The following is a 12,145-nucleotide window of genomic DNA, read 5'->3' on the forward strand; positions in this document are numbered from 1 at the left end:
TCGAACGATGCGGTTGTTAGTGGTGGAAGACGAGGAAGACCTGGCCGAGGGCCTGCGCGTGGGGCTGACCCGGACCGGCTACGCGGTCGACGTCGCGGTGGACGCCACCGAGGCGTACGACCGGCTCACGGTGAACGAATACGACCTGATGCTGCTGGACGTCAATCTGCCGGACGGCGACGGCTTCGAGCTGTGCCGGTCGGTCCGTGCCGGTGAGGCGGGCAACGGAGATCTCCGCGTCCTGATGCTCACCGCGCGTGGCGGGCTCGACGACCGCGTCCGCGGCCTGGACGAGGGCGCCGACGACTACCTCGTGAAGCCGTTCCACCTGGCTGAGCTGCAGGCACGGATCCGGGCGCTGCTCCGCCGCGACACGAACGGCACCACGGCCCGCCTCGTCGTGGGTGAGCTCGTGCTGGACACCGCCCGGCACACCGTCGCGCTGCGGGGGAAAGCGTTGAACCTGACCAACAAGGAGTTCGGCGTCCTCGAGTACCTGATGACCCGCCCCGGGCACGTCGTCTCGAGCGAGGAACTCCTGGAACACGTCTGGGACGCCAACGCGGACCCGTTCACGCAGACCGTCCGGGTCACGGTGGGCACACTGCGCCGCAAGCTCGGTGAGGGCTCGATCGAAACTGTCGTAGGCCGTGGCTACCGTCTTCGGGAGGAAGGGTGGTGAAAAGACCGGAATTCTTCCGTTCGATCCGTTTCCGGCTCACGGTGATCTATTCGACGCTGCTCTTCGCGCTGGCCGGTGGGGCGCTGGCCATCACCTACGTCGCGGTCTCGGAGACCACCTCGCCGCGTCCGATCTCGCAGCAGACCGCGAAGGTCTACAACACGCAGTGGAAGTTCGTGGGTACGACGACGGTCGCCGAGGTCAGCGAGATCGAAGCGGCGGTCAACTACAACACGTTGCAACACCTGCGCAACTACTCGGCGATCGCGCTCGGCGGGCTGTTCGTGGCCAGCCTCGGCATCGGCTGGGTGCTGTCCGGGCGGGTGCTGCGCCCGGTCGGCGCGATCGCCCGCACCGCGCGAGACATCCAGGCCACCGATCTGTCGCGGCGCATCCACCTGCGCGGCCCGCACGACGAGCTGCGCGAGCTGGCCGACACGATCGACTCCATGCTCGACCGGCTCGACGACGCGTTCTCCGCCCAGCGCCAGCTGATCGACGACGCGTCGCACGAGCTACGCAGCCCGCTCGCGATCATCCGCACCCACCTCGACGCCTCGCTGAACACCGAGGACGCGTCGCCGGAGGAGCGTCGCCGGTCCGTGGCCGTGGTCGATCGGGCCACCACCCGGATGTCACGCCTGGTGGAGGATCTGCTCGCGACCGCGCGTCGCGACGCGAGCGCGATGACCGACACCGACGTCGACCTGTCCACCGTCGCCCGCGAGGCCGGCGAAGAGTCGTTCCTGCCCGAACGCCCCCTCGGTCTGCGCTACGCGACCGTCCCCGGCCTGCACTGCATCGGCGATACCGACGCGCTGCGCCGCGCCGCGGGCAACCTGTTGTCCAACGCGGTGCGGCTGGCCCCCGAGGGCTCCACCGTGACGATCGCGACCGGGCGGGTGGGGTCCTGGCTCTGGCTGGCCGTCGCCGACGAGGGGCCGGGCATCGCCGCCGAGGATCTGCCGAAGGTGTTCGACCGCTTCTGGCGCGGGGCCAACGGCAAGGCGTCGGGGCGCGAGCGCCGCACCGGTCTCGGGTTGGCGATCGTGCGTCAGATCGTGGAGTCGCACGGTGGCCAGGTCACCGCGTATTCGACACTGGGCGTCGGCAGCACGTTCGTGTTCTGGCTCCCCGCCGCCGACCGTTCCGACGAGGAGCCCCCGCCGACAGCCGATCCGTTGAGCGACACGGTGGCGCGCCGGTAGCGGGGCCGCGCCGGGAGCGGTAGCGGGTCGGTAGCGGGGCCGCGCCGAGTGCGGTGGCGCGTGGGGAGCGGGGTCGCGCGGGGCAGGCCGGTCAGTGGGTGCGGCCGGCGCGCCAGTAGCCGCAGAACATGATGTGGTTCTTCGGTACGCCCGCGTTCACCCAGTGCCGACGGAGGCCGGTCGGCAGGCTCTGCTCGCCGACCACCCAGCCGTAGAACGGCTCCGCGGGCGTCGCGAGCGCGGTGGCCGCGGCGAGCGCGGCCCGGCCGGGCGTCGCGTGCGCGTCACGTACGACCCAGGTCACGCCGACGCCGTCCGGCGCGATCAGTTCCTGCTCGTCCTCGGTGGACGGCACCTCGACGATCGCGTCACCCGTGGTGTCGGCCGGGAGTGAGGCGAGCACACCGGCGAGGGCCGGTAACCCCGACTCGTCCGCGACGAGCCGCACGCGGCGGAGACCGTCCGGCGGGTTGAATCCGACACCTTCGTCGATGATCGCGACGGGATCGCCCTCGGCGCACGTCGCCGCCCAGGTGGCAGCCGGACCCGCAGCGCCGTCCCCGTGAAGCACAAAATCGACGTCCAGCTCGGGCCCGCCGGGCCCGGCGTCCCGGTACGCACGCACCGAGTAGCTGCGCAGAGTGGGCCGGTCGACCTTCGAGGTGGTCAGGTATTTCAGGAACGCCATCGTGTTGAGCTTCTGCGGCACTTTCGCCAACGAGGCGTCTGACACCGGGATGAACAACCGGAACCACTGGTCGAACCCCATCGGCACGAAGCGCTCGACGTCGCCGCGACCGAGCGTGACCCGGGCGAAGTGCGGCGACACCTGCCGGCGCCGCAAGACGTGCATCGTCAGCGGCTCGGCGAGCCGCGGCTTGATTCGGGTGGCGCTCAAATTCTGCCGAGCCATGCGTCCGTCCTAAAGTTAGCCTTACCTAAGTTAGCTCACTGTAGGGCGTGTTTCAGACGCGCCGGAAGAGGTGGCGGCCGTGCAATTTGCGGAAAGCCGCTTGCGCGGATCGGCTAATGTGGAGGTGGGTCGAGGCGAAAGCGCTACAGGGGTCGGTGAGCGCGATGACAATCCGTGAACGTTGCCGGACAAAATCTTTTCGACGACGACTGCACGCAGCCGCCTGCGTCGCGGGCCGCGAAGCGTGCACCGAGGGGGATAGCGCACGTCGCGTACTGAACGCGACCTACCGAGCGGCCTACCGAAGCCACGTGGCGTCGATGCTCCTGGAGCCGATCAAGAAGTAGGGGCTGTTCGGCGGGGAGGGGCGGCAGGCGCCTTTGCTGCTCGAGGCAGAGGCGCCTGGCGTTTGTGGGCGGGGTGCAGGTGCGCCTTTGCTCGGTAGGCGGGGGCCATTTCGGTAGGGCGCCTTCAAGCGGTGCGGTGCCAGGCGCCTTCGGTCGGTGGGTCTTCAGCGCGCGGCGCTTCGGGCGGTGTGCCGCGGGGCCGGGTTTCTATTCCGTGGGTTCGGGCGTTTCGTTCCGCGGGGTGGGTGTGCTGCGTTCCGCGGGGTGGGTGTGCTGCGTTCTGCGGGGCAGGTGTGCGCGCTCCGACGGAGCAGGTGTGCTCCGCACGGAGCAGGTGTGCGCGCCCCGGGGAGGGTGCCCTACTCCGTGGGGGCCGGGTGTCTCGTTCCGGGCGTCGCAGTATCGGGTGTTCCTATTCCGTTGGGCGCAGGTGCCAGGTGTCGCCGGTACGGGCGGCGGTGAGGCGGGGACGCCAGCCCAGCTCGACCTGATCGACCAGGCCCTCCGGTAGGAGGATCGGGCCGAGCGTGCGCCCATCCGGGGTTTCGAACACGATCGAGTCCACGTTGATGACCCCGATCCGCAGCGGAGTGCCACGGAGCCACTCGTCGATCGGATCGGTAGGAGCAGGTTCGTCCTCGAGCCAGAGTTGGAGCTCCTCGAGAAACTCCTCGAGGCCGTCATCAGCCTCATCGCCCAGTTCATCATCGCCCAGTTCATCGTCGCCCGAGCCCGCGCCGGTGGCCTTCCCGCCGCCTGCGCTCCCGTCGCTTCCGGTCGTGCCGCTTCCAGTCGTGCCGCTTCCGGTCGCGCCGTCCGTGGCCGCGGCGTTTGTGAGCGCGGAGTTCGTGGGTGCGGGGTTAGCGGGCGGGGTGCGCTCGACGTCGGACTCGCTCGTGTGCGCGGGGTCTGTGGCCGCCGGGGCCGCGGAGTCGGTAGTGGTGGGGTCAGCGGCCGGTTCGCGGGTGGGAACGGGGTCGCCGGCCCGAAAGGGAAGCCCGGTGCGTTCCCCAGTAGGCCGACCAAGGGTGCTAGCCGGTCGCATAGCCGCCACCAACTCGGCCGGAAGCCCTCGCCGAACAGGCGCTCCCCCCTCGCCGGCCACTGGCTGCCCAGCCGACACCTCCCGCCCCTCCGCGCCAAGCGCAGCCCTCTCACCTTGCGGTGCGGCTCCACCTCGCGGCGAGGCCTCCGTATGAGATCCGGTCTCGCCTCGCGATCCGGTCTCGCCTCGCGATCCGGTCTCGCCTCGCGATCCGGTCTCGTCCCGCGGCGCGGTCTCGCCTCGCGGCGCGGATTCGGCGGGCGGCGCAGCCTCGCCCCGCGGCGCGGATTCGGCGGGCGGAGAAGTGTCGTCCTGCGATGCGGGGTCGGTACGTGGCGCAGTCTTGTCCCGCGATGCGGGTGCGGTGCGCGGCGCGGCAGGTGCCGACTGATTCCTTTCCGGCTCGGCGGGCTCGCGGGGAGGCGCAGTCGTGGTGGGGCGGTGTCGTGCGGTGGATTCTGCAGGTTCGCGGTGCGGTGCCGCCTCGGCGGGCTGGCGGACCTGTTCGGCCGCGGCTGGTTGGCGGCGCGAAGGGGCGCCGGGAACCTCCCGGAGGGGAGGGGTGTCGGGCGCCTCGGCGCGGAAGGGCGCACCGGATGCCTCGCGCCGGAAGGTCGCGTCGGTGTCTTCGCGTCGGAAGGGTGCGTCGGTGTCTTCGCGGTGCGGAGGGGCTTGGGCGGCTTCGCGGCGGAAAGGCGCGTCGGTCGCTTCGCGGCGGAAGGGCGCGTCGGTCGCCTCGCGTCGGAAAGGTGCGTCGGTGGCTTCGCGGCGGGAAGCGGGGCTCGGGGCGTCGGCCCGGGACGGGGGGCCGACGGTTTCGGCGCGGTGAGGCGCCATCGAGGGCTCGCGCCGGGATGGAGCCACGGAGGGCTCGCGCCGGGGTGGGGGTGAGGAGGGGGTGCGGTGCTGGTCCGGGGTGGGCGGTTCGGGGCGGAAGGCGGGCGCTTCGACCTGGGCGCGCGGAGGGGCGTTCGTTTCGCGCCGAGGAGCGGACGCTGGATCGGAGGCCAGCGCGGCCGCTCGACCGGCCAGCGCCGCATCGACCACCACCCATTGCACGCGGTGTTGCTTCACCGCCGTGCCGAGCCGTCCCCACAGGTCGTTGTTGCGTGAGTCGGACACCGCGCCCTGGGTTCGTGCGGCGACGCCGGCTCGCACGTACTCGTTGTCGGTGAGCACCAGCACGGAAGTGGGTCGCGTCAGGCATTCCACCGCGTTGACCACGGCCAGGAGGCTCATCCGCTCGCGTGCGGCGCCGGCCTCCGCGCCGGAGAGTTCGCGCCGCGACGGGCCGTGCGTCAGCAGCACCCCCCACCCACCGTCCGCGCCGGACGCGTAGACGACGACCCGCTTGTCGTCGGCGGCAGGAACCTGCTCGACCACGCTGTGCCTCCTGGAGCTCCGTGTCCCTCGCCATCTTGCCGGGTGGCGGGGGTCGATGCCTGTTCCGGCCTCAGCAGAAACGCCCCGATCCGAGTCACCTCGTCCTACCTGGACGCGATGCCCGGACCTTGATCAGCCCTCGGGAGCGGTCGAACCGGCCCCCGTCGCCGCCCCGCCGCCGGCTTCTGCGGTCAGCTCCATGCCCACGACCAGAGCTCAAGAGCGGTCGGCCCTACCACCTTGATCGGTCTTGCCACTGCGCCAGGCGCCCAAGAGCGATTGGCCGCTGGTGCTTCGGTCGGCTCCGCCGCTGCTGCCTTGCTCGGCTCCACCAACGCGGCCGCCGTGGGTCCGCCATCCGCCGCGGTCGGCCACGCCGCCGCGATCAGGTCTCCAACATCGATCAGCCCCGCCACACCTGCCGGACCCGCCACCGCAGTTGCCCCTGCTACGCCATCAGGCCCCAGAACAACCGCCCGGGCCCGCGAACAGCCCAGCGCCGCGACCAGCCAGGCCCCGCGACTACCCAGGTCCGCGACTACCCAAGCCCCCCGATCTGCCCAGCGCCGCGATCTGCCCAGCGCCGCGATCTGCCCAGCGCCGCGATCTGCCCGGACCCGCGGCCAGCCCGGACCCGCGGCCAGCCCGGACCCGCGGCCAGCCCGGACCCGCAGGGAACCGGTCAGTCCTGCGAAGAGAGCAGCGCCTCTACCCGCTGGATCAGCTTGCTCGGGGCGAACGGCTTCGTCACGTAATCGTCGGCGCCGGCGGCCAAGCCTGCGTCGACCTCCTCCTGGCCAGCCGACGCGGAGATCATCACCACTAGCGTGTCGCGCAGCTCGGCGTCGGCACGCACGGTTTCGCAGAAGCTCAAGCCCGACGTGTCCGGGAGCTGCACGTCGAGCAGCACCAGCTCCGGGCGCGTCGAGCGGAGCATGGACAGTCCCTCGGCGCCCGACCTCGTCGACGTGACCTCATGCCCCACCGACCCCAACTTGCGCGCCATCAACTCGCGCATGTCGGGTTCGTCTTCGACGATGAGGATGCGTGCCACCCTCTCATTCTACTCAATAGGGACGAAATTTCCGCAGCTAGGCTGCGTCGCATGAGTGACCTCTCCGACTTGTCGGCGGCGACGGCGGAGTTCGCCGCGGTCCGTGCCTGGCAGCCCTGGCACACGCCGAAGAACCTGGCCATGGCGTTGTCGGGTGAGGTGGGTGAGTTGACCACCCTCTTCCAATGGCTGACGCCCGAGGAATCAACCGCCGTGATGGCCGACGAGAAACTGGCCGACGAGGTGCGCGACGAGCTCGCCGACGTACTGCTCTACCTCGTGCAGCTCGCCCGGGTGCTCGACGTGGACCTCGCCGAGGTCGCCCGAGCCAAACTCGCCCGCAACGAACACCGCTTCCCACCACCCCAGAACTGATCCCGCCCCGGACGTGATCTCACCTCACGCGCGATCTATCAACCTCGCGAGCCCGTCCAACACCCGCTCCAGGCCGAACTCATAAGCGTGCGCAGGGTCGTAGGCACCGTCGTGGGCCGCGCCCGCTGCGCTGCCCACCCGGGCGGCGAGTGGGTAGCGCGACGCGTCGAAAACCCGCTCCAGCAGCGGCTGGTTCGCCGCCCACCACTCGCCGTCGCTCATCGCGCTCTCGTACCGGGCGGCGCGGACGTCGGCCGCGGCCCGGGCGCACGTCTCCACGAAGCCGAGGACGTAGGTCAGCGCGGCGTCGATCGTGACGTCGTCGAGCCCGAGGCCCTCGAACGCCGACAGTTCGTGGTCGTACTTCGCCATCAGGCCCGGTCCGAGAACCGGACGGCTGGTGGAGACGGTGGCGACCCAGGGGTGCCGCGCGTACATGTCGCGGTTGTCGGAGGCCACCGCCGTGACCCTCGCGCGCCATCCGTCTCCGGGCGGTGTCCGGGGCATGGTGGCGTAGACGTGGTCGAGCATCAGGTCGAGGAGCTCGGCCTTGCCCGGCACGTAGGTGTAGAGCGTCATCGGGGCCACGGCCAGCTCGGTGGCGACGCGGCGCATCGTGACGGCGTCCAGGCCCTCGGCGTCGGCGATCGCCAGCCCGACGGCGAGCACCCGGTCCACCGAGAGCGTCGGCTTGGGGCCGCGGCCGGACGGTTGGGTGGGCTCGCGCCAGAGCAGGGCGAGCGTGCGGGCGGGATCGCCGGCGCTACTGCGGTCGGACGGCACTGGCCACCTTCTTCGTACGTCGTACATTGTACGACGTACGAATATACCGGGAGTGAAAGTGCGAGTCACCGCGTCCGCCGTGTCGTTGAACGTCGACGACGTCCCCGCGTCGAGTGGGTTCCTGCAGAAGCACTTCGGGTTCCGGGAGGAGATGTCCGCGGACGGCCTTTCGTCGTTGAAGCGTGACGACGCCGCGATGAACGTGATCTACCTGCGGCGCGGCCTGGCCACGCGGCCGAGCGACTTCCGTGACACGGGCGCGGCCGGCGTCCTCGTGGTGTTCGTCGTCGACGATCTGAACGCGGAGGCCGAGCGGCTACGGGCGGAGGGTGTCGTGCTCACGCACGAGCTCACCGAGGAGCCGTGGGGTGAGCGGTTCCTGCAGGTCACCGACCCCAACGGAGTGATCGTTCAGCTCGTCGAGTGGGTCACGCCGGCGGCGTGAGCCGGATGCGGCGAGGGGCGATCCACGCCCCCCGCCGCACGGGCGCGCCTCCCGCACCCGGTCGGAGGCGCGCCCCCGTGCCGCGCCTCCACCCCGAACCAGTCCGCACCCCGGCCGAAAACCCGCGCTCCGGCCGAAAAGCCCACACCCCCGACCCAAAAGCACGCACCCCCGCCGAAGCCCCGCACCCGGCCGAAGCCCCGCACCCGGCCGAAACCCGCACCCAAATCCCACGACCCGGGTCCAAGCCCAGACCCGAAACCAGCACTCCCGTCAACGCGTCGGTGCAGGAGCCGCCGGACTCGTCGGAACTGCCGGACTCGTCGGAACTGCCGGACTCGTCGGAGAACCCGTCGGCGACGCCGACTCGGACGGAACCGGCGACTCCGACGGCGTCGGACTGATCGGCACGCTCGCCACCCCCGTCGGAACCCGCGGGTTCAACCCCGGCAACTGCTCCGCGACCGGCGCCCGCCCGTCGTCGGTGCAGTACGCCGGATCGATCGACGGGTCCACCGTCCGCGGGTACACGTTCTCCGCGACCCCACCGTCGGTGCGGGTCCGCTGCTCGGTCGGGCAGCTGCCCGACAGCACCACCGGGTTGCCGTTCTGGTCGAACACCTGCGCGTCCCGGATCAGCTGCCCGTCGGGCCCGTAGACCCGCAGGTCGCTGGCGTCCGCGAGCTGACCGCCCGAGTAGTAGCTGCCGGTGTCGTAGTAGTCCGACCCGTTCGACGACGTCATGATCGCCAACCCCACGAGCCCGACGAACACCCCGCCGGCGATCACCGCGCGGCGGCCCCAGCGTCCGAACCCGTCGCTGCGCCGCCCGAGCCACACCGACCCGTAGGCGGCCAGCGCCGCGAGCACCAGGAACACGACCGCGTCGCTGTCGGAGTCCGGCAGCACACCCGAGAACCCGCCGAGGAAGATCGCGGCGACGACGACCGCGAAGAGGTACCCGCGCAGCACCCACCAGCCCGGTCGCAGCTCGGGCAGGAACGCCACGAACTGCCGGTACGCCGGCACCGAGTCGAGCCGGCCACGCACCCGTTCGGACACGCTTCGCAGCCGGCGCGTCGCGGTCACGTTCGGGGCGGGGGCCAGCCCCGCCGACGCGCGTAACTCCGCGGCGTACGCCTCGGGACGCCCCAGCCGCTGCTCCAACGACGCCGCGGTGAGCGTCTCCGGCGACTCGGCGCTGATGTCGGCGAGGTGAGCGGAGAGGTCCTCGATCAGCTCGTTCCGCTCGTCTTCCGGCAGATCGGCCAGCGCAGCCCGGACCCGCTGGAGGTACCGGTCGGCTTCGGTACCGACGGTCGGCGCGGTCATTTCCACTCCTCCCTACGGTCGGAGGCCCCACGCAAGAACTCGGTCATGCCACTGCCTCCCCGGTCAACAGGTCGTCCATGGTCCGGGCGAAGCCGGCCCAGATCTTCGTCGACTCCGCGAGCTGGAGCCTTCCGGCGTCGGTGATGCCGTAGTACTTGCGGTGCGGGCCTTCCTCGCTCGGTACCACGTACGAGGTCAGGCACCCGGCCTGATAGAGACGCCGCAGCGTCCCGTAGACCGAAGCGTCCCCGACGTCCGCAAGCCCGGCGCCCCGCAGCCGGCGCAGCACGTCGTACCCGTAACCGTCCGCGTCCCTGATGACGGCGAGTACGGCCAGGTCGAGCACGCCCTTGAGCAACTGTGTGGTGTCCACGTCCACCTCCTGCGGACGGGACACTACTGCGCATTGCGTTATACCGGCAAGAGGGGGGCTGAGGTTGCGCTGCGCTTCGAGGCCCCTACGCAGCGTGCTGGGCCGGATTTATCAAATAATTGCGAACAATGCTATTCGCCGTCGTCACCGGCGCGTTCAAAACATTTGTTCCGACGCCGATCGGGCGCGTTATCAGCGTCCACGAACGACTAACGCCCGGACGACGTGGTGCTGTCGTCCGGGCGTGCGGGAGCGGGGCGAGATGTTCGCGCTACTCCATCGTCAGCCGGAGAAGGCGGGCTGCTCGCTGTTCGCGGCGGGGCGGCCCGCGGGTGCGGAATCCGCATCGGACTCCGACTCCGAGAAGTGACCGCGGTAGCGCTCGACGACCTCCTTGGGCAGGCGGCCGCGAGCGCTCACGTCGATACCGCTGGCCTCGGCCCACTCGCGGATCGCCGCGTTTTCCGCGCGCGTGCTCGACGCCCCCGGGGTGCTTCCGGCCTGCTTGCGTCCCTTTCGGACGGTGCTGCCACCGGTACGCCGACCGGCCCGCACGTATTCGTCGAGAATCTCGCGGAGCTTGGTCTGATTAGCCGCGCCCAAATCGATTTCGTACTCGACACCGTCGATCCCGAAGTTCACCGTCGGACGGTCGACGACAGTCGGGTCGATTTCTGAGTTATCGAGGTCATCGGTGAGAATGACCAGTTCTTTCCTCGCCATGCCGGGCATAATACAGCACCTTGTTAGGAGTCCCGATAAAGGGGTGGGAAATGCCGATACCCGGGTGTCGCACATTTTTTCGGCGTCCACCAGCTGTTGACTCCTGATTTGTCCGCATTATCGTGGGGAGGTTCGTGCCGTGTCCGAGGGGGGCACGGCGGGAAGAGGGGGGTACGCCATGGCGAAGAAGAAGAAGGACAAGAAGAAGAGCGGCAAGAAAAAGAAGAAGTAGCCGCTCGATCCGGGGTGCGGACGTCCTGCGGGGCGTCCGCACCTTCGTGTCCGGCGGCGCGACGGAGGGAACTCATGAGCTGGTACACCCCGGAGCGGCAGCTGTTACGTGCCAGCACCCGGCGCTTCACCGAGCGGGAGATCGTTCCGCAGTTGCCCGCCTGGGAGGAAGCCGGCGAACTGCCGCGCTCCCTGCACCGCGCCGCCGCGAAGGCCGGCCTGCTCGGGGTCGGGTTCCCGGAGAGCGTCGGCGGGAGCGGCGGTGACCCGATCGACGTCCAGATCATCGTCGAGGAGATGATCCTTTCCGGCGGGTCGTCGGGGCTGATCGCCGGGCTGTTCACCCACGGCATCGGCCTGCCGCACCTGGTCGCGGCGGGCGATCCCGACCAGATCGACCGCTTCGTCCGCCCGGTGCTCGCCGGTGAGAACATCGCCGCGCTCGCGGTCACCGAGCCCGAAGGCGGCTCGGACGTCGCCGCGCTGCGGACCCGCGCGGTCCGCGACGGCGACCACTACGTCGTCACCGGGTCGAAGCTGTTCATCACCTCCGGCGTGCGCGCCGACGCCGTCACCACCGCGGTCCGTACCGGTGGACCGGGGGCCGGTGGGATCTCGCTACTGGTGATCGAGCGCGGAACGCCGGGCTTCACGGTCTCGTCGCCGCTGAAGAAGATGGGCTGGTGGTGCTCCGACACCGCGGAACTGCGGTTCGACGGCGCCCGGGTGCCGGCGGCGAACCTCGTCGGGGCCGAGAACTCCGGGTTCGGCCAGCTGATGACGCAGTTCGCGGCGGAGCGGCTCGGGCTCGCCGTGCAGGCGTACGCGACCGCGGCCCGGTGCCTCGCGCTCACCCTCGACTGGGTGAAGATCCGCGAGACCTTCGACCGCCCACTGGCCTCGCGCCAGGTCGTGCGGCACAAGCTGGCGGAGATGGCGCGCCAGGTCGACGTCTCACGGACCTACACGCGGGCGGTGATCGACGACTGGCTCGCGGACCCGACCCGCGGTGACCTCGTGTCCCGCGTCGCGATGGCGAAGAACACCGCGGTCGAGGCCTGCGACGAGGCCGTCGACACGGCCGTGCAGTTGCACGGCGGCCTGGGCTACCTGCGTGAATCCGAAGTGGAGCGGCACTACCGCGACAGCCGGATCCTCGGGATCGGCGGCGGCACCACCGAGATCATGACCGAGCTGATCGCCCGGCTGCTGCTCGCGTGAGCGCCGGACCCTCCGGCGGCGCGAGGCCAC

The 12,145-nt window shown here is 70.5% G+C and carries 12 protein-coding genes; 5 read left to right on the forward strand and 7 right to left on the reverse strand.

Annotated features, from left to right (window positions below):
* Nucleotides 1-7 precede the first annotated feature (7 nt).
* Nucleotides 8-682: a response regulator transcription factor gene (locus CRYAR_RS08060; RefSeq protein WP_035849499.1), complete on the forward strand. Its 675-nt coding sequence runs from the start codon at nucleotides 8-10 to the stop codon at nucleotides 680-682.
* Nucleotides 679-1,890 carry a sensor histidine kinase gene (locus CRYAR_RS08065; RefSeq protein WP_035861319.1) on the forward strand — a complete coding sequence of 404 codons (1,212 nt, stop codon included), beginning with the start codon at nucleotides 679-681 and terminating at the stop codon, nucleotides 1,888-1,890. The genes CRYAR_RS08060 and CRYAR_RS08065 overlap by 4 nt, the downstream gene beginning before the upstream one ends.
* 91 nt (nucleotides 1,891-1,981) lie before the next feature.
* Here the strand turns inward: CRYAR_RS08065 and CRYAR_RS08070 are convergent, their stop codons facing one another.
* The 3 genes from CRYAR_RS08070 to CRYAR_RS08080 form a co-directional block, all read right to left on the reverse strand.
* Nucleotides 1,982-2,803 (reverse strand): siderophore-interacting protein, encoded by an 822-nt coding sequence (locus tag CRYAR_RS08070; RefSeq protein ID WP_211247328.1) that lies wholly within the window; start codon nucleotides 2,801-2,803, stop codon nucleotides 1,982-1,984.
* A 759-nt stretch (nucleotides 2,804-3,562) separates the two neighbouring features.
* Nucleotides 3,563-5,578, reverse strand: a complete 2,016-nt coding sequence (locus CRYAR_RS45050) for an RNase H family protein (protein ID WP_084700245.1) — start codon at nucleotides 5,576-5,578, stop codon at nucleotides 3,563-3,565.
* Nucleotides 5,579-6,260: 682 nt separating this feature from the next.
* The gene (locus tag CRYAR_RS08080; protein WP_035849506.1) at nucleotides 6,261-6,632 is read right to left on the reverse strand and encodes a response regulator transcription factor; all 372 of its coding nucleotides are present in this window, start codon (nucleotides 6,630-6,632) and stop codon (nucleotides 6,261-6,263) included.
* Nucleotides 6,633-6,683: 51 nt separating this feature from the next.
* Between CRYAR_RS08080 and CRYAR_RS08085 the strand changes: the two genes are divergently transcribed.
* Nucleotides 6,684-7,007: a nucleotide pyrophosphohydrolase gene (locus CRYAR_RS08085; RefSeq protein ID WP_051569917.1), complete on the forward strand. Its 324-nt coding sequence runs from the start codon at nucleotides 6,684-6,686 to the stop codon at nucleotides 7,005-7,007.
* A gap of 24 nt (nucleotides 7,008-7,031) precedes the next feature.
* Here the strand turns inward: CRYAR_RS08085 and CRYAR_RS08090 are convergent, their stop codons facing one another.
* A complete protein-coding gene (locus tag CRYAR_RS08090) occupies nucleotides 7,032-7,790 on the reverse strand; it encodes a TetR/AcrR family transcriptional regulator (RefSeq protein ID WP_035849509.1) in 759 nt (252 codons plus the stop codon).
* A gap of 58 nt (nucleotides 7,791-7,848) precedes the next feature.
* Here CRYAR_RS08090 and CRYAR_RS08095 point away from each other — a divergent pair, with 58 nt between their 5' ends.
* A complete protein-coding gene (locus tag CRYAR_RS08095; protein ID WP_035861323.1) occupies nucleotides 7,849-8,235 on the forward strand; it encodes a VOC family protein in 387 nt (128 codons plus the stop codon).
* A gap of 273 nt (nucleotides 8,236-8,508) precedes the next feature.
* Here the strand turns inward: CRYAR_RS08095 and CRYAR_RS08100 are convergent, their stop codons facing one another.
* The 3 genes from CRYAR_RS08100 to CRYAR_RS08110 form a co-directional block, all read right to left on the reverse strand.
* Nucleotides 8,509-9,567 carry a DUF1700 domain-containing protein gene (locus CRYAR_RS08100; protein ID WP_035849511.1) on the reverse strand — a complete coding sequence of 353 codons (1,059 nt, stop codon included), beginning with the start codon at nucleotides 9,565-9,567 and terminating at the stop codon, nucleotides 8,509-8,511.
* Between the two features lie 43 nt (nucleotides 9,568-9,610).
* Entirely contained in the window at nucleotides 9,611-9,940 is a 330-nt protein-coding gene (locus CRYAR_RS08105) for a PadR family transcriptional regulator (protein WP_035861325.1), read from the reverse strand.
* A 282-nt stretch (nucleotides 9,941-10,222) separates the two neighbouring features.
* On the reverse strand, nucleotides 10,223-10,663 hold the full coding sequence (locus CRYAR_RS08110; protein WP_035849514.1) for a histone-like nucleoid-structuring protein Lsr2: 441 nt from the start codon (nucleotides 10,661-10,663) through the stop codon (nucleotides 10,223-10,225).
* A 306-nt stretch (nucleotides 10,664-10,969) separates the two neighbouring features.
* Between CRYAR_RS08110 and CRYAR_RS08115 the strand changes: the two genes are divergently transcribed.
* Nucleotides 10,970-12,115 (forward strand): acyl-CoA dehydrogenase family protein, encoded by a 1,146-nt coding sequence (locus CRYAR_RS08115; protein ID WP_035849516.1) that lies wholly within the window; start codon nucleotides 10,970-10,972, stop codon nucleotides 12,113-12,115.
* Nucleotides 12,116-12,145: the final 30 nt, after the last annotated feature.

The organism is Cryptosporangium arvum DSM 44712, from assembly GCF_000585375.1.
Classification (GTDB): domain Bacteria; phylum Actinomycetota; class Actinomycetes; order Mycobacteriales; family Cryptosporangiaceae; genus Cryptosporangium; species Cryptosporangium arvum.

Excerpts from the sequence above, each read along its gene's own strand:
- CRYAR_RS08060 (WP_035849499.1), top strand. The coding sequence starts at position 8 with ATGCGGTTGTTAGTGGTGGAAGACGAGGAAGACCTGGCCGAGGGCCTG.
- CRYAR_RS08070 (WP_211247328.1), bottom strand. The coding sequence starts at position 2,803 with ATGGCTCGGCAGAATTTGAGCGCCACCCGAATCAAGCCGCGGCTCGCC.
- CRYAR_RS08085 (WP_051569917.1), top strand. The coding sequence starts at position 6,684 with ATGAGTGACCTCTCCGACTTGTCGGCGGCGACGGCGGAGTTCGCCGCG.
- CRYAR_RS08100 (WP_035849511.1), bottom strand. The coding sequence starts at position 9,567 with ATGACCGCGCCGACCGTCGGTACCGAAGCCGACCGGTACCTCCAGCGG.
- CRYAR_RS08110 (WP_035849514.1), bottom strand. The coding sequence starts at position 10,663 with ATGGCGAGGAAAGAACTGGTCATTCTCACCGATGACCTCGATAACTCA.
- CRYAR_RS08115 (WP_035849516.1), top strand. The coding sequence starts at position 10,970 with ATGAGCTGGTACACCCCGGAGCGGCAGCTGTTACGTGCCAGCACCCGG.